General features: G+C 70.6%; 21 protein-coding genes, 2 tRNA genes and 1 pseudogene. 10 read left to right on the forward strand and 14 right to left on the reverse strand.

Going from position 1 to position 19,535, the window contains the following annotated elements:
* Positions 1-443: 443 nt before the first annotated feature.
* The 3 genes and pseudogenes from ABDZ89_RS10805 (at position 444) to ABDZ89_RS10815 (ending at position 2,678) form a co-directional block, all read left to right on the forward strand.
* Entirely contained in the window at positions 444-971 is a 528-nt protein-coding gene (locus ABDZ89_RS10805) for a metallophosphoesterase (RefSeq protein WP_343778966.1), read from the forward strand.
* 388 nt (positions 972-1,359) lie between these two features.
* Positions 1,360-1,503 (forward strand): annotated as a pseudogene (locus ABDZ89_RS10810) (DUF7859 family protein); the annotation flags it as partial.
* Positions 1,503-2,678, forward strand: coding sequence for an inorganic phosphate transporter (locus ABDZ89_RS10815; RefSeq protein ID WP_343778969.1), 1,176 nt, complete (start codon positions 1,503-1,505; stop codon positions 2,676-2,678). The pseudogene ABDZ89_RS10810 and the gene ABDZ89_RS10815, both read left to right, overlap by 1 nt.
* Positions 2,679-2,691: 13 nt before the next feature.
* Here ABDZ89_RS10815 and ygfZ read toward each other — a convergent pair whose 3' ends face one another.
* The 3 genes from ygfZ to ABDZ89_RS10830 all read right to left on the reverse strand — a co-directional run bounded on the left by ygfZ (position 2,692) and on the right by ABDZ89_RS10830 (position 4,801).
* Positions 2,692-3,849: a CAF17-like 4Fe-4S cluster assembly/insertion protein YgfZ gene (gene ygfZ / locus ABDZ89_RS10820; protein ID WP_343778970.1), complete on the reverse strand. Its 1,158-nt coding sequence runs from the start codon at positions 3,847-3,849 to the stop codon at positions 2,692-2,694.
* 47 nt (positions 3,850-3,896) lie between these two features.
* Positions 3,897-4,196, reverse strand: coding sequence for a DUF6432 family protein (locus ABDZ89_RS10825; protein WP_343778972.1), 300 nt, complete (start codon positions 4,194-4,196; stop codon positions 3,897-3,899).
* An 83-nt stretch (positions 4,197-4,279) separates the two neighbouring features.
* Positions 4,280-4,801, reverse strand: a complete 522-nt coding sequence (locus ABDZ89_RS10830; RefSeq protein WP_343778974.1) for an archaemetzincin family Zn-dependent metalloprotease — start codon at positions 4,799-4,801, stop codon at positions 4,280-4,282.
* A 39-nt stretch (positions 4,802-4,840) separates the two neighbouring features.
* On the opposite strand from ABDZ89_RS10830, the gene ABDZ89_RS10835 reads away from it, so the two are divergent.
* Together ABDZ89_RS10835 and ABDZ89_RS10840 are read left to right on the forward strand one after the other, a co-directional pair.
* A complete protein-coding gene (locus ABDZ89_RS10835; protein WP_343778976.1) occupies positions 4,841-5,362 on the forward strand; it encodes a UPF0146 family protein in 522 nt (173 codons plus the stop codon).
* 120 nt (positions 5,363-5,482) lie between these two features.
* Positions 5,483-6,346 carry a TIGR01548 family HAD-type hydrolase gene (locus tag ABDZ89_RS10840; RefSeq protein ID WP_343778977.1) on the forward strand — a complete coding sequence of 288 codons (864 nt, stop codon included), beginning with the start codon at positions 5,483-5,485 and terminating at the stop codon, positions 6,344-6,346.
* A gap of 24 nt (positions 6,347-6,370) precedes the next feature.
* Here ABDZ89_RS10840 and ABDZ89_RS10845 read toward each other — a convergent pair.
* From ABDZ89_RS10845 to ABDZ89_RS10855, 3 genes are all read right to left on the reverse strand, one after another.
* Positions 6,371-6,445: transfer RNA gene (locus ABDZ89_RS10845), tRNA-Ile, on the reverse strand.
* A gap of 44 nt (positions 6,446-6,489) precedes the next feature.
* Entirely contained in the window at positions 6,490-6,957 is a 468-nt protein-coding gene (locus ABDZ89_RS10850; protein ID WP_343778979.1) for a group I intron-associated PD-(D/E)XK endonuclease, read from the reverse strand.
* Between the two features lie 71 nt (positions 6,958-7,028).
* A tRNA-Asn gene (locus ABDZ89_RS10855) sits at positions 7,029-7,101 on the reverse strand.
* Between the two features lie 248 nt (positions 7,102-7,349).
* Between ABDZ89_RS10855 and cca the strand changes: the two genes are divergently transcribed.
* Positions 7,350-8,765 (forward strand): CCA tRNA nucleotidyltransferase, encoded by a 1,416-nt coding sequence (cca, locus tag ABDZ89_RS10860; RefSeq protein WP_343778981.1) that lies wholly within the window; start codon positions 7,350-7,352, stop codon positions 8,763-8,765.
* A 22-nt stretch (positions 8,766-8,787) separates the two neighbouring features.
* Here cca and ABDZ89_RS10865 read toward each other — a convergent pair whose 3' ends face one another.
* From ABDZ89_RS10865 to ABDZ89_RS10880, 4 genes are all read right to left on the reverse strand, one after another.
* Entirely contained in the window at positions 8,788-9,102 is a 315-nt protein-coding gene (locus tag ABDZ89_RS10865) for a hypothetical protein (RefSeq protein WP_343778983.1), read from the reverse strand.
* Positions 9,103-9,202: 100 nt separating this feature from the next.
* A complete protein-coding gene (locus tag ABDZ89_RS10870) occupies positions 9,203-9,565 on the reverse strand; it encodes a fluoride efflux transporter FluC (protein ID WP_343778985.1) in 363 nt (120 codons plus the stop codon).
* A complete protein-coding gene (locus ABDZ89_RS10875; protein WP_343778987.1) occupies positions 9,562-9,966 on the reverse strand; it encodes a fluoride efflux transporter FluC in 405 nt (134 codons plus the stop codon). Before ABDZ89_RS10875 ends, ABDZ89_RS10870 begins: the two co-directional genes overlap by 4 nt.
* A gap of 49 nt (positions 9,967-10,015) precedes the next feature.
* Positions 10,016-11,176, reverse strand: coding sequence for an ATP-binding protein (locus ABDZ89_RS10880; RefSeq protein WP_343779828.1), 1,161 nt, complete (start codon positions 11,174-11,176; stop codon positions 10,016-10,018).
* Positions 11,177-11,251: 75 nt separating this feature from the next.
* Here ABDZ89_RS10880 and ABDZ89_RS10885 point away from each other — a divergent pair, with 75 nt between their 5' ends.
* On the forward strand, positions 11,252-11,728 hold the full coding sequence (locus tag ABDZ89_RS10885; RefSeq protein ID WP_343778989.1) for a DUF7382 domain-containing protein: 477 nt from the start codon (positions 11,252-11,254) through the stop codon (positions 11,726-11,728).
* A 90-nt stretch (positions 11,729-11,818) separates the two neighbouring features.
* Here the strand turns inward: ABDZ89_RS10885 and ABDZ89_RS10890 are convergent, their stop codons facing one another.
* The 4 genes from ABDZ89_RS10890 to ABDZ89_RS10905 form a co-directional block, all read right to left on the reverse strand.
* A complete protein-coding gene (locus tag ABDZ89_RS10890) occupies positions 11,819-12,652 on the reverse strand; it encodes a protein-L-isoaspartate O-methyltransferase family protein (RefSeq protein WP_343778991.1) in 834 nt (277 codons plus the stop codon).
* A 125-nt stretch (positions 12,653-12,777) separates the two neighbouring features.
* Positions 12,778-13,410 carry a protein-L-isoaspartate(D-aspartate) O-methyltransferase gene (locus ABDZ89_RS10895; protein WP_343778993.1) on the reverse strand — a complete coding sequence of 211 codons (633 nt, stop codon included), beginning with the start codon at positions 13,408-13,410 and terminating at the stop codon, positions 12,778-12,780.
* Between the two features lie 189 nt (positions 13,411-13,599).
* Positions 13,600-14,013 (reverse strand): archaeal heat shock protein Hsp14, encoded by a 414-nt coding sequence (hsp14, locus tag ABDZ89_RS10900; RefSeq protein WP_343778995.1) that lies wholly within the window; start codon positions 14,011-14,013, stop codon positions 13,600-13,602.
* Between the two features lie 139 nt (positions 14,014-14,152).
* Entirely contained in the window at positions 14,153-14,641 is a 489-nt protein-coding gene (locus ABDZ89_RS10905; RefSeq protein WP_343778997.1) for an Hsp20/alpha crystallin family protein, read from the reverse strand.
* Positions 14,642-14,752: 111 nt separating this feature from the next.
* Here ABDZ89_RS10905 and ABDZ89_RS10910 point away from each other — a divergent pair, with 111 nt between their 5' ends.
* From ABDZ89_RS10910 to cysS, 3 genes are all read left to right on the forward strand, one after another.
* Complete coding sequence (locus tag ABDZ89_RS10910) at positions 14,753-16,138, forward strand: cryptochrome/photolyase family protein (protein WP_343778999.1); 1,386 nt, start codon at positions 14,753-14,755, stop codon at positions 16,136-16,138.
* Between the two features lie 73 nt (positions 16,139-16,211).
* Positions 16,212-17,474 carry a threonine ammonia-lyase gene (gene ilvA, locus ABDZ89_RS10915; RefSeq protein ID WP_343779001.1) on the forward strand — a complete coding sequence of 421 codons (1,263 nt, stop codon included), beginning with the start codon at positions 16,212-16,214 and terminating at the stop codon, positions 17,472-17,474.
* 523 nt (positions 17,475-17,997) lie between these two features.
* The gene (gene cysS, locus ABDZ89_RS10920; RefSeq protein WP_343779002.1) at positions 17,998-19,506 is read left to right on the forward strand and encodes a cysteine--tRNA ligase; all 1,509 of its coding nucleotides are present in this window, start codon (positions 17,998-18,000) and stop codon (positions 19,504-19,506) included.
* The last annotated feature ends 29 nt before the right edge of the window (positions 19,507-19,535 follow it).

Here is a 19,535-nt window from a genome sequence, read left to right on the forward strand (position 1 = left end):
AGGCGGTTGGATTCGGACATAGAGCATTCGAAATACCAACCGCCTCGTTCTTAACTTAACATCGCCTCAAAACCCCTGCCCCCACTTATAAATGGCTGATAGTTGATCGGCGGTGAACACTTCCAAAGCCCCGGCCGCGAGGCGGGCGCACGCTTGCTGTCGTTCGAAAGGCGCGGGGCGCCTTTCGTGATGACGAGAGAGCGTCGCTCTCTCGAACCACGCCCTTCACTCGGTCGCTCACTCCGTTCGCTCCCTCGTTCCAGTGCTTACGTCGCCTGCGCCCGCCTCACGGCTGCCCCTTTGAGTCCCGCCCCGCACTGCCCGGCACAGCACCTCACGCCTCCCCGACCTCGTCGCCGGCGGCTACGCCGCCGGCTGCCAGAGGCGCCGGCGACGCCACCGCAGGACGCGCTTTTTAAATCGCGGCGGCGCCGACGGTCGGTATGCTCGTCGTCGTCTCCGACACGCACGCACGCGAGGAGTCGCGGCTTCAGGGACGGACCGCGGAGGCGGTCCGCGAGGCCGACACCGTGATCCACGCGGGCGACTTCTACCGCGAACCGGTCCTCGACGCCTTCGAGGCCGCGGCCGACACGCTCCGGGCCGTCTACGGCAACAACGACGACGCCGCGGTCCGCGACCGCGTCCCCGAGGTGCGAACGGTCGAGTACGGGGGCGTCAGGTTCGCTGTCACGCACCGCCACCGAAGCGGTGACACGGGGCTGACCATGCTCGGGCGCGGCCGCGACGCGGACGCCGTGATCTGCGGTCACAGCCACCGACCGCGGTTCGACGACTCCGGCGGACTCCCGATACTGAACCCGGGCAGCCACGCGCAGCCGCGGGGCAACCGCGCGGCACACGCCGAGCTGACCCCGAACGGGGACGGCCGCGGACTAGCGGGGAAGCTGGTGACGCCGGCCGGCGAGTCCTTCGAGACCTTCCGGATCGAGGGCGGTAACGCGGAGTGAAGCGAGGAAAAGCGGGGGGCCGCCGTCGACCGCGACGGCGGTCGGACGCGACGCCCCGCACACGGCCGAACCGGCCGTCGATCGTGTGCACGGTGGCGGACCCGAATCGGCGCGGATCGGTCGCCGGCGATCGGTCGCCGCAGGGTACCGGGCAGGGAGGGGGGTACCGGGGAGGGAGCGGTGCGAATCCGATCGGCCGGCGCGACGGCCGGCGGTTTCGAGCGGTTGAGGGCCGAAGCGGGGGGTCGCAGTTACACGTAAGCCGGGTGAAGACATATACGTGGCTGAGGCACAAACGAGCGTTTTACTCACCGAGCCGATCGACCGAACGCGGCGGGAAACCGGCGGATTCCGGCGGCGCTCGGCTCGAAACTTATAACCGCGTTCCGACGGATTCAGGCGTATGCTCCCGGTCCAGCCGCTGTTCGTGATCCTATTGGTCGGTCTTCTCGGCCTGTTCTTCTTCGGGTTCCTCCTCGTCCGTCGCACGGTGACGGGGCTGCGCGAAGGCTACGACGACGGGCGCGACTGATGGTCGTCGTCACCGCCGCCACGCTGCTCGTCGCCGCCGCCGCCAGCCTGTTCATGGCGTGGTCGATCGGGGCCGGGTCCTCCGGGTCGACCCCGTTCGCGCCCGCCGTCGGCGCGAACGCCATCTCCGTGATGCGCGCCGGACTCGTCGTCGGCGTCCTCGGCCTCTTCGGTGCGATCCTCCAGGGGGCGAACGTCACCGAAGCGGTCGGGACCGAACTGATCGGCGGGGTGACGCTCACCGCCGTGGCGGCCATCGTCGCGCTCGTCACGGCCGCCGCGCTCGTCGCGGTCGGCGTCTTCGCGGGGTACCCCATCGCGACGGCGTTCACCGTCACGGGCGCGGTCGTCGGCGTCGGGATCGCGATGGGCGGGAGCCCCGCGTGGCCGAAGTACGCCGAGATCATGACGCTGTGGGTGCTCACCCCGTTCGTCGGCGGCGGCGTCGCCTACACGGTCGCGCGGATGCTCACCGGGGAGGCGCTACCCGAGCGGGCGCTCACGGCGGTCCTCGCCGGGCTCGTGGGAGCGATCCTCGCGAACGTCGGGTTCGCGCTGCTCGGTCCCGCGGGCGAACAGGCCTCCGTCGCGTCCGTCCTCGGGTCGGACCTCGGCGTCGGCGACGCCGGCTTCGCCGTCGTGAGCCTCGCGGTCGCCGCGCTCGTCGCGACCCTCGTGTACCTCGATCTCGGGCGCGACCGCGAGGGGGCACAGCGGCGGTTCCTGTTGGCCATGGGCGGGCTGGTGGCGTTCTCGGCCGGCGGGTCGCAGGTCGGGCTGGCTATCGGCCCGCTCGTGCCGATCTTCGGCGAGGTCGGCGTACCGCTGTGGGCGCTGCTCGTCGGCGGCGGCGTCGGCCTGCTGGCCGGGTCGTGGACCGGCGCGCCCCGGATGATCAAAGCGATCTCGCAGGACTACGCCTCCATGGGGCCGCGGCGGTCGATCTCGGCGCTCATCCCGTCGTTCGCGATCGCACAGACCGCCGTCGCCTTCGGCATCCCCGTCTCGTTCAACGAGATCATCGTCTCCGCGATCGTCGGCGCGGGCTACGCCGCGGGCGACGCGGGCGTGAGCCGCAAGAAGATGGGATACACCGTCCTCGCGTGGGTCGGGTCGCTGGTCGGCGCGTTCGCGCTCGGGTTCACGCTCTACTCGATCGTCGGGTTCGCGCTGTGAACGGCGGCCGGCGTCAGGCTCGCAGCTCCGGGTAGGCCGGGAGTCGCGCGGACCGGGCGCTCCCCTCGACGAACGGAAGGTCGAGGGCGGTCGCCGCGATCTCCTCGCCGTCGACGCGGACGGTGACCTCGCCGAGGTCGGCGTCGAACGCGACCAACGCCAATGCGATCGGGGCGTCCGTCGCCGACCCGACCGCGGCGCGGGTGACCTCGCCGATCGCCTCGTCGCCGTCGAAGACGGCCGCGCCGGACGCGGGGAGCGCGCGGTCGACCCCCTGCGGGTCCGCGTCGGGGCCGACGGCGGCGACCGCCTCGGCGAGGCCGTCGAGTTCGAGGCCAACCAGGCGACGGCTGGGCCGGCCCTGGTTTTCCACACGTGAGACGACCTCCTGTCCGACGTAACACCCTTTGTCGAAATCGAGCGCGTTCCGGAGCCCTAAGACGTTCGGGACCGTTCCGGCCAGTTCGTACTCGAAGAGCGGCGTTCCGGCCTCGGTCGCGAGCGCGTCCCACGTCCGGTAGCCGAAGGGCGTGGCGTTGAGTCCGCGGTTGATCAGGGTGTCGAACACGTCGCCCGCGTCGTCGGCGGCGCAGACGATCTCGTACCCCTCCTCGCCGAGCGGCGCGTCAGTCGCGATCACGGTGACGCCGGCGTCGACCATCGAGCCGCGGACGAACGAGAGGGGGGCTTCGGGCGCGCCGGGACCGCCGAGGACGGAGGCGACCTTCTCGGTGGACTTGGGGCCGTGGACGCCGAACACGCCGAGTTCGTCGGAGATGTCGTCGATCTCGACGTCCTGGATGAACACCTTCTCTTGCCAGTCGGTCGCGACCGCCTCGACCCGCTCCGGCGGGAGAAAGACGAGCAGTCGCTCGTCGGCGTTGTACACGTACATGTCCGTCTCGATCCCGCCCTGTGGGTCGAGCAGCAGGGCGTACGTTCCCTCGCCGTCCGCGGTCGGGACGCGGTTCGAGACGGCGTTGTCGACGAACTCGACGCGATCGCCGCCCCTGACGGCGAGGACGCCGTACCCCATCTCGATCACGCCGGCGATCTTGCGGACCGCTTTACCGACGCGGACGGGCTTTCCGTAGTGGTCGACCACCTCGCGACCGCCGCGGTCGCGGTACGCCGCGCCGTGCGCGTCGTGGGTGCCGGAGACGAGTGTCATGGTCGCAGAGACGCGATCGAGAGGCAAAAGGGCGCCGTCTCCGGGTGTTACAGTCCGATCCGGTCGCGGATCGCGTCGACGAGGCTCTCAGAGGGGTCTTCGGTCGCCGCCTCCGGGTCGGGGATCACCTTGTCGTGTGCGTACACGCGAACGCTCTCGTTGGTCTCGACGGTGATCAGCGAGTCGGCTTTCAGCGCCGAGAGCCCCTCTTCGACGGCGTCGATGTCGGCGTCGACGGCTGCGCGAAGTTCGAGAACGGTCATCCCCTCGTCGCCGCGGTCGACGAGCGCGTCGAGCAGCGCGACCTCGACGTCCGGCCGGTCGCGGTATTCCGGCTTTGCGGCCATACGTGTGTATTGTGCGGGGCGGACTTTACGTCTACCGGCGGTCGAAGGTGAGAGCGAGAGTGGTACCGAGCGCGTTCGCGGCGTCAGCGGACGAGCCGCGAGCAGGTGCCACAGAGGTTCTCCTCTTTCACGTCGACCTCGCGGACGGTGGGCGAAAACGACATCACGCACTTGCTGTTGTCGCAGTGTTCTAAGCCGAGCGTGTGGCCGATCTCGTGGACGACCTCCTTGCGGACGCGGTCGCCGAAGACGTCGACCGCGGGCTTGGTCGAGACGCCGCCGTCGGAGGACGTGCGGAGGCGGTGCGTGGAGATGACGGAGCCGCTTCCGTTGAGATACGCGAGCCCGAACACGTAGTTCCGGCGGCGGTAGTAGAGGTCCTCGGGGGTGATGCCGATATTCTTCTCGCCGCCGCCCACGCGCGTGACCGTCTCGATGAGGTCCTCGGCGCGGTACTGTCCGCGGTCGGCGTCGTAGGCGGTGTCGGGGATCGCTTGGTCGTCGTGGACCGTCACGTCGCAGTCGTATACGGAACGCAGCGCGCCGGAGGCCTCCCGTTTCACTTGGGGGGTGACCTCTCCGACCGGGACGATGTCCACGAGCATGGAACCGCTTTTGACCGCCGCGGTCATAAAGCCCGCGCCGTGGTACCACCGACACCGTCAGGGCGGGCGCTCGCGGACGCCCTCGACGGATACGGGCGACTGATCGAGGTCGGCGTCGGCCGGCGCCCGGGCGTCGCTCGCGCGCTCGCAGAGCGCGGCTGCGACGTCATCGCGGTCGACGTCGAGGTGGGTGAGGCGGCGCGCGAGGCGGCGAGTGAGACGCGGGCGTCCGGCGAGGGACGCCTCCGGGTCGTCGAAGCCGACGTGACGACGCTGGCGGCGGACGACCGCGCCCTTCGGCGCGCGCTCGGACTCGGCACGGGCGGGCGCGATGGCGGCGGCGCAGACGCGCGCGACGGCGGCGGAACCGCGCCGAACGCGACGGGCGTCGACGCCGTGTACGCCCGGAACCTCCCCGCCGAGCTCCAGCGGCCGACCGTCGCGCTGGCCGACCGGCTCGACGCCGCCTGCGTGTTCACCACGCTGGGGTTCGAGGAACCGATCGTCGACGTCGGGCGACGGACGACGGCGTCAGGGACGGTCACATACGTCGCGCGGTGAGTCACGTTCAGCGCCGATCGACACCGGGGGCGCGGCGGCGACCGTCGCCCGGTTACGCGTCGAACCGGCGACGTCGACACGAACCCGAACGTTCATTCCGCCGCCAGCCGGCGTTGCGGTATGCAGGTCGACGCAGTGGTCCTCGACATCGACGGGGTGTTGGTCGACGTGGCGGACTCCTACCGGCGGGCGATCCTCGAATCGGTCGACCGGGTCTGCGGCAAGCCGATCGACCGGGAGACGGTTCAGGCGTTCAAGGACGCCGGCGGGTTCAACAACGACTGGGAGCTGACGGACGCGGCCGCGCTGTACGTGTTAGCCCGCCGCGAGGGGCTCCGGATGGACGTCGAGGAGTTCACGGACCGCGTCGGCGAGCTCGGCGGCGGGCTCGACGCGGCCAAGGAGGTCGTCGGCGACCTCCCGCGGGTCGCACAGGCCCGCGTCCGCGACCAGTGGGACCGGGACGCTCTCCGTGAGACCTTTCAGGCGCTGTACCTCGGATCGGAGCTGTACCGCGAACTGGAGGGCGGCGAGCCGCCGATCGAGGCGGACGGGTACATTCACGACGAGCCGACGCTCGTCGATCCCGAGACGATCGACTCCCTCACCGCGCGGTTCGACGTGGGCGTGCTCACCGGCCGTCCCGCCGCCGAGGCCGACATCGCCCTGGAGCGCGTCGGTCTCGACGTGCCCGAGGACCGTCGGTTCACGATGGACGACTGGGAGGAGGGGAAGCCGCACCCCAAGGCGCTCGTCGAACTCGCCGAGCGGTTCGGCGCCGAGCGCGTCGCGTTCGCGGGCGACACGCTCGACGACGTGCGGACCGCGCGCAACGCCGACGAGACCGACGAGACGCGGGTCTACTACGGTATCGGCGTCCTGACGGGCGGGCTCACCGGCGAGGCGGGCCGCGAGAAGTTCGCCGCGGGCGGCGCGGACGCGGTCGTCGAGGACGTGAACGAGCTGGTGGAACTGTTGGAGTAACGGTCGGGAACGGCGGCGAGAGGATGGGCCCTGCCGGATTCGAACCGGCGATCAACTCGTTATGAGCGAGTCGCTTTAACCGGACTAAGCTAAGGGCCCGTGCGATTTCGGCGTAGAAGAGGCACAGTCTTGAGGTTACCGCATTACGCTGACCGGAGGCGGTCGAGAACCGTGCCGAGTCGGTACTCGGCGTGCCAGTTCACGTTCGCTCGGTCGTTGTTCGCGGCGGGCTCGTATCGGATAGTCATCTGCGTCTCGCTGGTCTCTTCGATGCTGACGAGATACGCGTCGTCGCGAACGGGAGCGTAGACCGCGAAGAAGTCGACGCGCCCGTCGTATCCCTCTCGCTCGTATCCGGAGCTTTTCGTCCGCGTGCTCCGAGTCCGGAATCGTACCGCTCCGTCGGTAGTCGCCTCGAAGGCGGTTTTGATCTGAATGCGATGGAACTCACCGCCCAGCTCGATCGCAACGTCGTACGGTTCGTTGTCGTACGCGGGAATCAATACGGAGACGCCGCGGCTCACGAGTTCGGACTTCACGATCGCCTCGGCGGCCTGTCCCCGTTCGTGCGGCCCCTCGAGTGAGGCGAGCCGCTCGCTTCGGTCTGACATGACTGGTGGCAGGTGGGTTACGGTGGGCGAGCCGACCGCTGGTGGGGGTAGTGTCGACGAACAACGGGAGGCGCCGAAGCCAGGACTCGAACCTGGGACCGCCTCGTTAACAGCGAGGCGCTCTACCAACTGAGCTACTTCGGCTCATCTTCGGGTACTCACGTTGTTTTGATAGGGCTTTCGTTTCCGCCCGACGGAGGGACGCTGGTCGGTTGCGGTTCGTGTCACGCGGTGTCGTGAGGCCGTCCCCTGTCCGCCGTCCGCGCGCCGGGCCTTCTCACCGAACCGGACGCTACCGGGTGCGTGCGGGGGGGACCGTCGACCCCGCTCGCGGTCGACTCCAACGCCGAAGCGACCGACACGTTTTCGGCCGGACCGCGAGAGGTGTCGGTATGGACGACGCGGAGGCGCACGGCGACGGGTTGGACGCGGTGCTGTCGCGGATCCGCGAGCGCGTCTTCCCGGAGCCTGAGGAGCGCGAGCGGCTCCGCGCGACGGCCGCGGAGCTGACGGACCGGACCCGCGAGGCGATAGCCGATCTGCCGGTCGACGCCGGCGTGGTTCAGGTCGGGTCGACCGCGCGCGGCACGTGGGTCGCCGGCGACCGCGACATCGATCTGTTCGTGCGGTTCGATGCCGATCTCGACCGCACCGAGTTAGAGGAGTACGGGCTCGCGGTCGGCCACGCGGTCCTGCCGGACGGCCACGAGGAGTACGCCGAACACCCGTACGTGAAGGGGAGCTACGACGGGTTCGACGTCGATCTGGTCCCCTGTCACGACGTGGAGACCGCCGGCGACCTCGTCTCGGCGGTCGACCGCACTCCGTTCCACGACGCGTACCTCTCGGCGCGGCTCGACGACGACCTCGCGGCGGACGTGGTGCTGGCGAAGGCCTTCCTGAAGGGGATCGGCGCGTACGGGAGCGACCTCCGCACCGAGGGGTTCTCCGGGTACCTGACGGAGCTGCTGGTGTTGGAACTCGGCGGGTTCGTCCCCCTCGTCGAGTCGGCGCGGAGCTGGCACCCGCCGGTGGAGTTCGACCCCGAGGGGCACGCGGAGCGCACGTTCGAGGACCCCCTCGTCGTCGTCGACCCCACGGACCCGACGCGCAACGTCGCCGCGGTGCTGTCGGCGACGAACCTCGCGCGGTTCCAACACTACGCCCGCGAGCTGCTCGCGGCGCCGAACGAGGGGCTCTTCGAACCGGACGACCCCAACCCGCTCACTCCGAGCGAGGTCCGAGACCACCTCGATCGGCGGGAGACGACCCCGGTCGCAGTGGTCTTCGACGCGCCCGACGTGGTCGACGACCAACTGTGGCCGCAGCTCCGCCGCTCGCTGGACGGGATCGTCGGCGGGCTGAACGACCGCGGCTTCGACGTGCTCCGAGCGCGCGCCGTGACCGACGGGGCGGAGGCGAACGACCGCGACGGCCCCGACGAGACGCCCAGAGCCGCGCTGTACGCGGAACTCGAGGTGACCGAGCGCCCCGCCGTCGAGCGCCACGAAGGGCCGCCGGTCGCGGTCCGGAAACACGCCGCGAGCTTCTACGAGTCGTACGTCGACGACGTCGACCCCGACACCTACGGACCGTTCATCGACGGCGATCGGTACGTCGTCGAGCGGGAGCGGGAGTTCAGCACGGTCCGGGAGTACCTGGAGAGCGACGCCGCGAGCGACGTGGCGCTCGGCGCGCGGGTGGAACCGGCGTTCACCGACCGCGACGTGTTGGTCGGCGAGGGGGTCGCCACGCTCGCGCCCGCGTTCGGGCGCCCGCTCCGGGAGTTCTACGAACCGCGGCCGTGAGACATCGACGAGAATCCGGCGGTCAGCCGGAGAGCCGGTCGAGAAGCCAGTAGACGAGGCCCGCCACGACGGCGACGACGACCGCGACCGCCGTGAGGAGGCCGGCCGCTCTCGGGAACGACAGCCAGAACGCGACGTAGAAGGCGAGCGCGAACGCGAACAGGCCGACGACGAGGATCCCGCGCGAGGGATTCTGGGCGGCCGCGACGAATCCGCGTTGGAGGACAGAGAGGTCGCCGAACTCGGGGACTTCCTCGGGGTCCGTGTCGTCGGAGAGCCGCCCCGAGTCGGCCGAGTCAGTCGACTCGCTATCGACGGGACGATCGGTGTCGGTCACGGGCTCGCGTAGGGACCGGAGGATGCTGTACCTATCGCTTCTCGACCTCCAGCAGGGCGAATTCAGGCCGAGCGTCTCGGCCGGCGGGAGCGACCGGCGCTCATCCGAAGACCCGAGCGACGAGGAGCGCCCCGAGGAGAAAGGCGACGAGCGCCGCAGCGAGCGTCGAGGCCGCGAGGGTCGCCGCGTCGCGAGGCCCGCGCTCGGTCGCGGCGCGGACCGTTCCGGCCGCGAACGACGAGAACGTCGTGAACGCGCCGCAGAAACCGACCCCGAAGAGCAGCGCCGCCGCCGATCCGATCGGGGCGGCGGACACCGTTCCGAGTGCGAAGCTACCGAGCGCGTTGACGAGGATGAGCGACCGGCGTCCCTCGACGCGGAGGCCGACCGCGTGTCGCGAGACGGCCCCGAGCGCGCCGCCGACGCCGACGAGCGTCGCCGTGAGCAGGGGTGCGGTTGTCATCGCCGCCACCCCCCTCCGACCGCGAGACCGAGCGCGGCCGCGGCGAACCCGGTCGCGTAGCTGACGCCGACGTACCACGCACCCGCCGGCGTCCCGAGCGCGACCGCGTCGGCGACGAAGGTGCTGTACGTCGTGAACGAGGAGAGCGCGCCGGTCCCGACCAGCAGCCGCGTTCTGGCGCTCGGCGCGCGGCTCAACAGGAGTCCGAGCGCGAACGAGCCGGCGACGTTCGCGACCAACGTCCCGAGGCCGGTCGGCGGCGTCGAGAAGGGCGTGAGACCGCCGCCGAGCGCGGCCGCGGCGACCGTCGCAGTGACCGCACCGTCGACGGCGTGTCTCGCGACGGCACCGAGGAATCCGCCGACCGCGACGAGGAGGAATCCGTAGGGCGTCCGATCCATGAGGTCGAGAGCGTCCGCGGCGGCTTGTGCGTTCTGAAGCGCTTCGGGGCTACGTCGCGTCAAACGACCGGCTCGCGCGCGGACTCTCGCCCTCGTGCGGCGTTCGGCGTTCCCGGACGCGGACGGTGTGGGCGGTCTCGGTCGCGTCGTCGACGACGAGCGCCTCGCCCACGCCCTCGGGAAGTCGGGAGGAGAGGTCGCCGCCGAGGTACGTCGCCTCCGCCTCGGCCAACCGGTTCACGTCGCGTTCGGCGGTGAGGCGGTGCGAGACGAGGAGATCGGACTGCGAGACGGCGACGCTCGGTAGCGCGGCCGGGCGCTGTGTCGCACAGACCAGCGAGACGCCGGGCGCCCGACCGCGCGTCAGAAGCGTCCGGAGCGCTGGGTCGGCGACGCCGTCGAAGAAGGCGTGTGCCTCGTCGACGAGCAGCCACGGGAGTCGCGAGCGGTCGCCCGCGACCCGGGCGTCGTAGAGCCCACGAGCGACCGCGCGGACGACGGCGGCCGACGCCGCGTCGGGGACGCCTGCGAGGTCCAGTACCGCGGGATTACCGTCCGCCGCGAGAGACGAAACCGGCGGGGAGTCGGCGTCGAAGACGCCCCAAGACGACGCCAGCCGGAGGTGGTTCGCCGCGGCCCGCCGGGTCGCCGCCGGAGCGTCGGCCGCGGCGACCGCCTCCCGCAGCGTCGCGAGCGACGGGGACGAGGGCTCGTCGGCCGGGTCGTCGACGGCGTCACCGCGGCCGTCCTCGACCGCGTCCGCGACGACGCGCCAGACGAGACTCCCGGGTCCGCTGGCCGGGTCGAGACCGAGCAGCTCCGGCCACGCCGACGGCGGTATCGAGGCGGGGCGAACGGCGGGCTCGACGACGCGGCCGCCGGCCGCGGTGAGCCCGCCGAAGACGCCCATCGGATCGACGACGATCGGAGCGACGCCCCGGGCATCGGCGATTTCCTCGGCGAGGACACCGAGCGTGTACGACTTTCCGGTCCCGCGCTTCCCGAAGACGACCCCCGCGTGCGGGCGGTCGAGGTCGACGCCGAGCGGCGCGCCGGCGCTCCCGTCGCGGGCGAGGAAGGAACCGATGCGAGCGGTGTGTGGCGGGCAGGAGTCGGCGGGACCGCTTCCAGCGGGCGGAGTTGGTTCATCGCCGTCGCCGTCCGCGTCGTCGCGTCCGAGTACGTACACGCGGTCGGATCGCACCGGTATCGGACAAAAATCTCCGGGGGATCCCGGATCGTGCGGGCCGATTTTTTATAAACGATACCGCGGCCAGCGAGGCGTATGTCCGATCGAGCACACGACTCGCGCACCGCGAACCGCCGGACGTTCAGCACCGATACCCGAGCGATCGAGGGACTCCCCGTCCGCCTCGTCATCGCGCTCGTCGTCGGCGTCGCCAGCCTCAGCGTGATGATGGGGATGATCGGCGACATCAACGGGTTAGCGGCGACCGAGCTCGACGCGCAGCCGCAGCCCGAGGTGACCACGCCCGGCGACCAGTCGATCGAGGTCGCGGTCGTCGACCCCGACGGCTCCCGCGTCGCGGACGCGACGGTCATCGTGCGGGGCGGCTCCGCGCGGATCGACGGCGTCGTCACCGCGCGGACCAACGGCGAAGGGATCGCGACCGTCGACGTCGACCCCGAACTGGGGCCGAACCAGGCGGACGGGACGCTCACGGTCGATATCAAGCCGCCGGCGGAGGGGGACTACGTCGACGAGCGAGGGAACACGGAGGTGCTCGTCGTCGAGGAGTGAACGACGCCCGCGGTGTGAAACGCCATCGCGGACGCTCCGAGGTCCGGTCGAATCGTGGCGGTGATCTCGCCAGGTTCCGACGAGGGAGCGTCAGAGATGGTCGTCCCAGTCGATCCAGTCCTGCTCCCAGCCGTGTCGACGGCGGCGGTCGCGTTCGGCGTGTTCGGCGTCTTCCCGCCGTGCTCGGTTCCGTTCCACGCCGGGCTGTTCGCCGTCGACGAGCATCGGTTTGAGCCGGGCCGGGCCGTGCGTCTCGACCGTCTCGAACCCGGCGGGCGCCGGGTCCTCTCCGTCACCCGCGCCGGGGTCCGCAGCGGGAGCGTCCGCAGCGGGTCCGTCGGCAGTCGAGGCGCCTGCGGCGTCCGCGTCGGCGGACGGTTCGATCGCCGCGACCGTCTGAACGCCCGCGCCGCGCGGGTAGACCAGCCGTCCGCCGGGCGCCAGCTGCTCGCGGAGGGCACGCGGCGGCTCGACCACCGCGGCTTCGAGGAGGATTCTGTCGTACGGCGCGTACGCCGGCAGTCCGTCGGCGCCGTCAGCGCGGTCGACGAGGACGGCCTCATATCCGGCGGCGTCGAGGTTCGAACGCGCGGCCACGACGGCGGCGCGGTCGATGTCGACCGCGTGAACGTGACGCGCGCCGGCGATTTCGGCGAGCATCGCGACCGAGTAGCCGATTCCGGCGCCGACGACGAGAACCGAGTCGCCCTCGGTCGCGTCGAGCGCCGTGACGAGCCGGACCACCGTCGCGAGCGACAGCGAGTGGGGGTCGTCGTCGTCGACGGTTCCGCTCCGGGGAGTGTCGTCGACGAACGGGTCGCGGGGAACGCGCTGGAGCGCGGTCAACACGGGCGGCTCGAGGGACTCGCCGATCTGGTGTTCGAGCCCCTCTATCATGTCCGCCCTGAGCGACGCGTCGTCCATGACCGCACTCGGGGCTCGGTCCTCTAAAAGCGTGCGTTCGTCGAGTGGGTGGCGATCCGGTGCGAGGAAATCTCGGGGACTGCGGCGGCAGCGCACTCGGAGACCGCGGCGGCTAGCGGTCCCGACTACCGCAGCGGAACGAACCGCACGCCGCCGTGATCCTCGCGGTCGACGCCGTCCGCGCGGACCGTGAGCCGGACGAGTCGCTGCTCGCCGCCCGCGGAGACGGGCGCGACGACGCGACCGCCCGGCTGAACGCGGTCGAGGATCGCTTCCGGGACCGACTCGGGCGCCGCACAGGTGAGGTAGGCGGCGTCGAAGGGGGCAGAGTCGACGAACGCGTCGCGTCCGTCACCGGCCGTGACCGTCACGTCGTAGCCGAGGCGGGCGAGTCGCTCCCGGGCGTCGGCGGCGAGTTCGGGAACGCGCTCGGCGGAGAAGACCGATCCGGGGCCGACGATCTCAGCGACGACCGCCGCGTGGTAGCCGCAGCCGGTACCCACCTCGAGGACGCGGTCACCGCGTTCGACGTCGAGGAGGTCGGTCATCACCGCGACCATGTGTGGCGCGCTGACCGTCTGCTCGTGGCCGATCGGGAGGGGTCGGTCGTCGTAGGCGGAGTCCACGTGGGCTTCGGGGACGAACTCGTGGCGCGGGACGGCCTCGATCGCCGACAGCGTCCGCTCGCTCACGTCGAGGCGCCGGCGGAGCGCGGCCACCAGGTCGCGCCTGGCCGCCGCGTGGTCGGTGTCGGTCATGAGATACGATAGCACTTCTAGCGTGGAGAAACCATCGACCGGACGGAAGAGGTGGGAGTTCGGATCGACAGGGAGTGTGGAGGGGGCGAGATCGGTCCGCAGGCGATCGGTTCGGAGGGAATAAATTGGAGGATGTCGCTTCGGGGTCGGTCGGCGCACGCCGGTCGGGTCACCCAGAGGCCGCCCGGATCAGTTCACGTCGATCCGGTGTCCCTCGTCCGCCTCGACGGCGTCGAGGGGGATCGTCACGGTGAGGACGCCGTGGCGGTAGGTCGCGGTCGCCTCGTCGGGACGGATGGTCGCGGGGAGGTCGACGGTCCGGGTGACGGACTCGTGGCGGCGCTCGCGTCGGAGGTACCGTCGGTCGGCGTCCTCGTGTTCAGCGTCGCGCTCGGCGGCGATGGTGAGCCGGTCGTCGTCGACGCGAACGTCGATACCGTCGCGGTCGAATCCCGGGAGGTCGGCCATCACGACGAACTCGTCGTCGTACTCCGTGACGTCGATGTCGGCGGTCCGGAGGTCACGACCCCACGCTCGCTCGCCCGCGAAGGGGGTGCGGCCGAGGAACTGTTCAATGTCGTCGAAGGGGTTCGTGGTGTTCATGGTACTCACCCTTACGGAGGCGCCGTGAGCTATTAAAGAGAGAGTGAGACGTGCTACCTCCCGATCGCGGCAGGCACCGATACGGACTCCGGCGGCGAATTCGACCCGAAACGCTCCCGTCCCGGCGGCGCGACCGGGTTCAGTTCACGTCGATCGTGTGACCGCGGTCGTCGTCGGCCGAGCGCTTGGGGAGAGTGACGGTGAGCACGCCGGCGTCGAAGGAGGCGGTCGCCGCGTTGGCCTCGACCGGCTCCGGGATCGGGACGCGCCGAGAGACGGACTGGAGGCGTCGCTCGCGTCGGTGATAGCGGACGGCGTCCTCGCCTTCGTCTTCGTCTCCGCCCGCGTCGGAGACGTCGAAGTCACTCGAGTCCTCGCGAGAGCCGGCGATCACGAGTGAGTCGTCGCGCAGTTCCACGTCGATGTCGTCGGCGTCGAACCCCGGGAGGTCGGCGACGACGGTGATCGCCTCGTCGTCCCCGTAGACGTCGACGTCCACGTCTCTGGCACCGGGGAACCGCGGCACGTCGGGGCCGGCCCCCTCCAGCGTCCCGCCGAGTTCCTCGAACTCGTGGCCCATCCGTTCGAGCAGGTCCTCGATCTCGTCGAAGGGATCGCGTCGGGTCATACAGGACAGGATTCGTGACGGAGCGTCTTGAACGTACTGGCGATACGGGGGCTCCGGGCACGCCGCCCGAGCGAGCGACAGACACTATCCGCTGGCGCACCTGCCGTTCGTATGCAACTGTTCTGGCACCGAGGGGACGCTCGCACGCGAGACAACGCCGGGCTCGCGGCCGCGGCACGGTCGGGGACGGTCGTGCCGGTCTTCGTGTACGACGCCGACCTGCTCGCGACCGTCGGCGCGCGCCAGCGCGCCTTCTTCCTCCGCCACGTGAAGCGGGTGGAGGAGCGCTACCGCGAACTCGGCAGCGACCTGGTCGTCCGCGCGGGCGACCCGGACGAGGTCCTCGTCGACCTCGCCGACGAGTACGACGCCGACACGGTGTTCTACGACGACCACTACCGCCCGGCGCGCCGGAACCGACAGCGGGCGGTCGAGGACGCGCTCGGGGACGCGGGCGTCGAGACGGACTCCCGGACCGACGTGGTGCTGGTGGACCCCGGGCGGTTGGAAGAACGGTACCCGAACCACAGTCAGTTCCACGACGACTGGGAGGCGGTGCCAAAGCGCGGCCCGTACGCCGAGCCTGACCCGGACGCGCTGGCCGACGTGCGCGACGGCAAGACCGTTCCCGAGCCCGAGGTCGACGTCGACCTCCCGGCCGCGGGGTACGACGCCGCGCGAGAGCGCTTCGACGAGTTCCTCGACTACGGGATCGCCTCGTACAACGACACCCGCGACGACCTCGCGCGGGCCGTCGAGGCGCCGACGCACGCCGTCTCCCGGATGTCACCGTACCTCGCGACCGGGGCGATCGGGATCCGCGAAGTGTGGGCCGGCGCGAGCGACGTGTACGACGCCGTGACGGGAGGTGAGCGCCGCAACGTCGACAAGTACCGCTACGAGCTGTCGTGGCGCGAGCAGATGTACCACCTGCTGTACTACAACCCCGACCTGGCGGTGTCGAACTACAAGTCGTTCCCGAACGAAATCGCGTGGCGCGAGGCCGACGACGACTTCGAGGCGTGGACGCGCGGCGAGACCGGCTACCCGCTCGTCGACGCCGGAATGCGCCAGCTGAACGCGGAGGGGTATATTCACAACCGCCCGCGGCAGGTCGTCGCGAGCTTCCTCACCAAGCACCTCCTCATCGACTGGCGGCGCGGCGCGCGCTACTTCACGAAGCAGCTGATCGACCACGACTACGCGTCGAACCACGGCGCGTGGCAGTGGACCGCCTCGACCGGGACCGACTCCGTCGACGTCCGCATCTTCGACCCGGTGAGCCAGATGTCGAAGTACGACGACGGGGCCCGCTACGTGAAGGCGTACGTCCCGGAACTGGCGGACGTGCCCGCCGGGACGGTCGTCGACTGGCCGACGCTCTCGCGGGCGGAACGCGAGGAACTCGCCCCCGACTACCCGCATCCGATAGTCGACCGGAACGAGGGGTACGAGCGGGCCCAACGCGTCTTCGAGGAGGCGCTCGGGAAGCGATAGCCGGGCGGGAATCGAGCCGAAACTCCGTTCCGTATCCGAGTTCTTTTCACGGGATCGGGCGAACACCGCCGGCATGTCCCCAGTCACGGTCGACGACGTCGAGGCCGCCGCCGAGCGGCTCGCCGGCACCGACATCGTCCAGCGCACGTCCGTCGAGCGGAGCCGGTCGCTGAGCGAGCGGTGCGGCGCCGACGTGCGCCTCAAGATGGAACACCTCCAGCGCACCGGCTCGTTCAAGACGCGCGGGGCGTACAACGCGATCTCGCAGGCGATCGACGGCTCCGGGGAGGGGACCGACGAGCCCGCCATCGAGCGCGTCGTGGCCGCGAGCGCGGGCAACCACGCGCAGGGGGTGGCGCTGGCGGCGGCGGACGCCGGGATCGGTGCGACGATCGTGATGCCGGAGTCGGCGCCGGCGGCGAAGATCGAGGCCACCCGCGCGTACGGCGCCGAAGTCGTGCTCCGGGGGAGCGCGTTCCCGGAGGCGATGGCGCACGCCCGGACGCTGACCGACGACCCCGGCGCGCGGTTCGTCCACGCGTTCGACGACCCGGACGTGGTCGCCGGACAGGGGACGCTCGGGCTGGAGGTCGTCGATCAGGTACCCGACGTCGATACCGTCCTCGTGCCGGTCGGCGGCGGGGGGCTCGCTGGCGGGGTCGCCACCGCGGTCAAGGCGCGCTCGCCCGAGACGCGCGTGGTGGGCGTTCAGACCGAGGGCGCCTCGACGCTCTCGGAGAGCCTGCGAGCGGGCGAACTCGTGACGCGGGAGGAGCCGGACACGATCGCGGACGGGATCGCGACCGGCGGGCTGAGCGAACTCACGTTCGGGCTCTTGAACGAGCACCTCGACGACGTGGTCGTCGTGAGCGACGACGACGTGGCGAACGCGATTCTCCTCCTCTTAGAGCGCGCGAAGCAGATGGTCGAGGGCGCGGGCGCGACCGCCGCGGCCGCGCTGCTCGACGACGACGCGGTCGACGACCTCGACTTGGCCGGCGAGACCGTCGTCCCCCTCCTCTGTGGCGGTAACATCGACGTGACGACGCTGAAAGAGGTGGTCACCCACGCGCTCGTCGACCGCGACCAGCTGATCGAGCTGTCGGTCCGCATCGACGACACCCCCGGCACGATGGGCGAGATCGCCACGCTGATCGGCGGCGAGCGCGCGAACATCCGGACGGTGCGCCACGAGCGGAGCCGCCCGGACCTCCCGGTGGGCGACGCCGACCTCGTGTTCGAGGTGGAGACGAACGGCCCGGCCCACGTCGATCGCGTCCTGACGGCGGTTCGCGAGGCGGGCTACGAGGTGGCGTGGACGACGCAGGAGGCGTGAGAAGGGTCGTCATTGTATAACTAAAACCGCGGTGGCGCGTGCCTCTGAGCGGCCGCCGAAGGCGGCCCGAGGAGCACGCGCGAGGGAGTCGCGAGCGAAGCGAGCGACGAGGCTGGGGAGGTGTGAGGCTGCGGTGCGGAGCGGTGCGGGGCGGGACTCAAAGGGGCAGTCGCGAGGACGGCGCAGGCGACGCAAGCACCGCAACGAGGGAGCGAACGAAGTGAGCGATCGAGTGAGGAGCACAGCGAGCGTGCGCCGTCCTCGCGACTGGGGCTTTGGCGGTGTTCACCGCCGGTCCATTATCAACTATTTATGAGTGAGCGGCAGGGACTTTGGCGGTGTTCACCGCCGGTCCATTATCAACTATTTATGAGTGAGCGGCAGGGACTTTGGAGGCGTTTGCCGTCGATCCGCCGCCGACATCGACTACGTACACCCGAGTGGACGAACCGACAGAGAACACGTCTGCCTCGTCTCGCTCGATCCGACGATTTAAAACGCTCACCTCGGCAATCACCCGCTAATGAGTCTCGTCGTTACCGACACCCTGGCGGACGAGCGCGTCGAGTTCACGGCCGACGGCGACGTCACGCTGTACGTCTGTGGACTGACGGTGTCGGACGACCCCCACCTCGGCCACGCCCGCCTGTGGTTCCACGCCGACGTGCTCCACCGGTGGCTCGAACACCTGGGTCACGACGTGCGTCACGTCGAGAACGTCACCGACGTCAACGAGAAGATCACGGCCCGGGTCGGCGAGCGCGACGAGTGGGCGGCCGAGCGCGACGTGGCCGAGACGTTCACGGCGACCGTCTTCGACGCGATGCGCGGCCTGAACCTCAAGCGGGCCGAGGTGTACCCCCGCGTCACCGAACACGTCCCCGAGATCGTCGACCTCGTCGAGACCCTGATCGAGCGGGGGTACGCCTACGAGTCGAACGGCTCCGTCTACTTCGACGTGACGCAGTTCGACGAGTACGGGAAGCTCTCGAACCAGGACCTCGACGCGCTCGAAGCGCAGGGCGAGCCGGACGAGCGGTCGGAGAAGCGCAACCCGTCGGACTTCGCCCTCTGGAAGGCCGACGGCGTGAGCGAGACCGCCGCGCGGGAACACGCGAAACACGAGCACGGCGACGAGACGCCCGCGGGCGAGACGTGGGCGTCGCCGTGGGGCGAGGGTCGCCCCGGATGGCACGTCGAGTGCTCGGCGATGTCGACGACCCATCTCGGTGACACGCTCGACGTCCACATGGGCGGCCGCGACCTCGTCTTCCCCCACCACGAAAACGAGATCGCACAGTCGGAGGCGGCCACCGGCGAGCCGTTCGCGCGCCACTGGCTCCACGTCGGCCTGCTGGCGATGGACGGCGAGAAGATGTCCTCCTCGATCGGGAACTTCTGGACCGTCCCCGACGCCTTGGACGAACTCGGCGTCAACGTCGTCCGGACCTTCTACGCCGGGGCGGCCTACCGCTCCGAGCAGGCGCTCACCGAGGAGACGATCGCCGAGGCCGAGGAGCGCTGGGAGCGCCTCTCGCGCACCTACGACCGCGCCGTCGAGGCGCTCGACTCCGTGGACGCCGCCGCGAAGACGGCCGACGAGACCCTCCGCGGGGGCGTCGAGACCGCCCGCGACGACTTCGCGGCCGCGATGAACGACGATCTCAATCTCCGGGAGGCGACCGCGGCGCTCTTAGACCTCACCGACGCGGTGAACCGCCACGTCGACGCGGTCGACGACGCGAGCGCGGACGGGACGGACGCGGCGGCCGCCTACGACTACCGCGGACTCCGCGAGGCGGTCGAAGCCTTCGAGGCGCTCGGCGGCGACGTGCTCGGCCTCCAGTTCGAGTCGACGAGCGACGGCGACGTGGACCTGGCCGGCGAGTTGGTCGAACTCGTCCTCGACGTGCGGGAGGCCGAGCGCGAGGCCGGGAACTACGAGCGCGCCGACGAACTGCGCGACGCGCTTCAGGAGGTCGGCGTCGAGATCGAGGACGGGCCGGACGGGGCGACGTACCGGTTCGAGTGACCGGGCGGGGAGACTGACGGACGAACCGA

It is taken from the genome of Halorubrum ejinorense (assembly GCF_039522565.1).
Classification (GTDB): Archaea; Halobacteriota; Halobacteria; order Halobacteriales; family Haloferacaceae; genus Halorubrum; species Halorubrum ejinorense.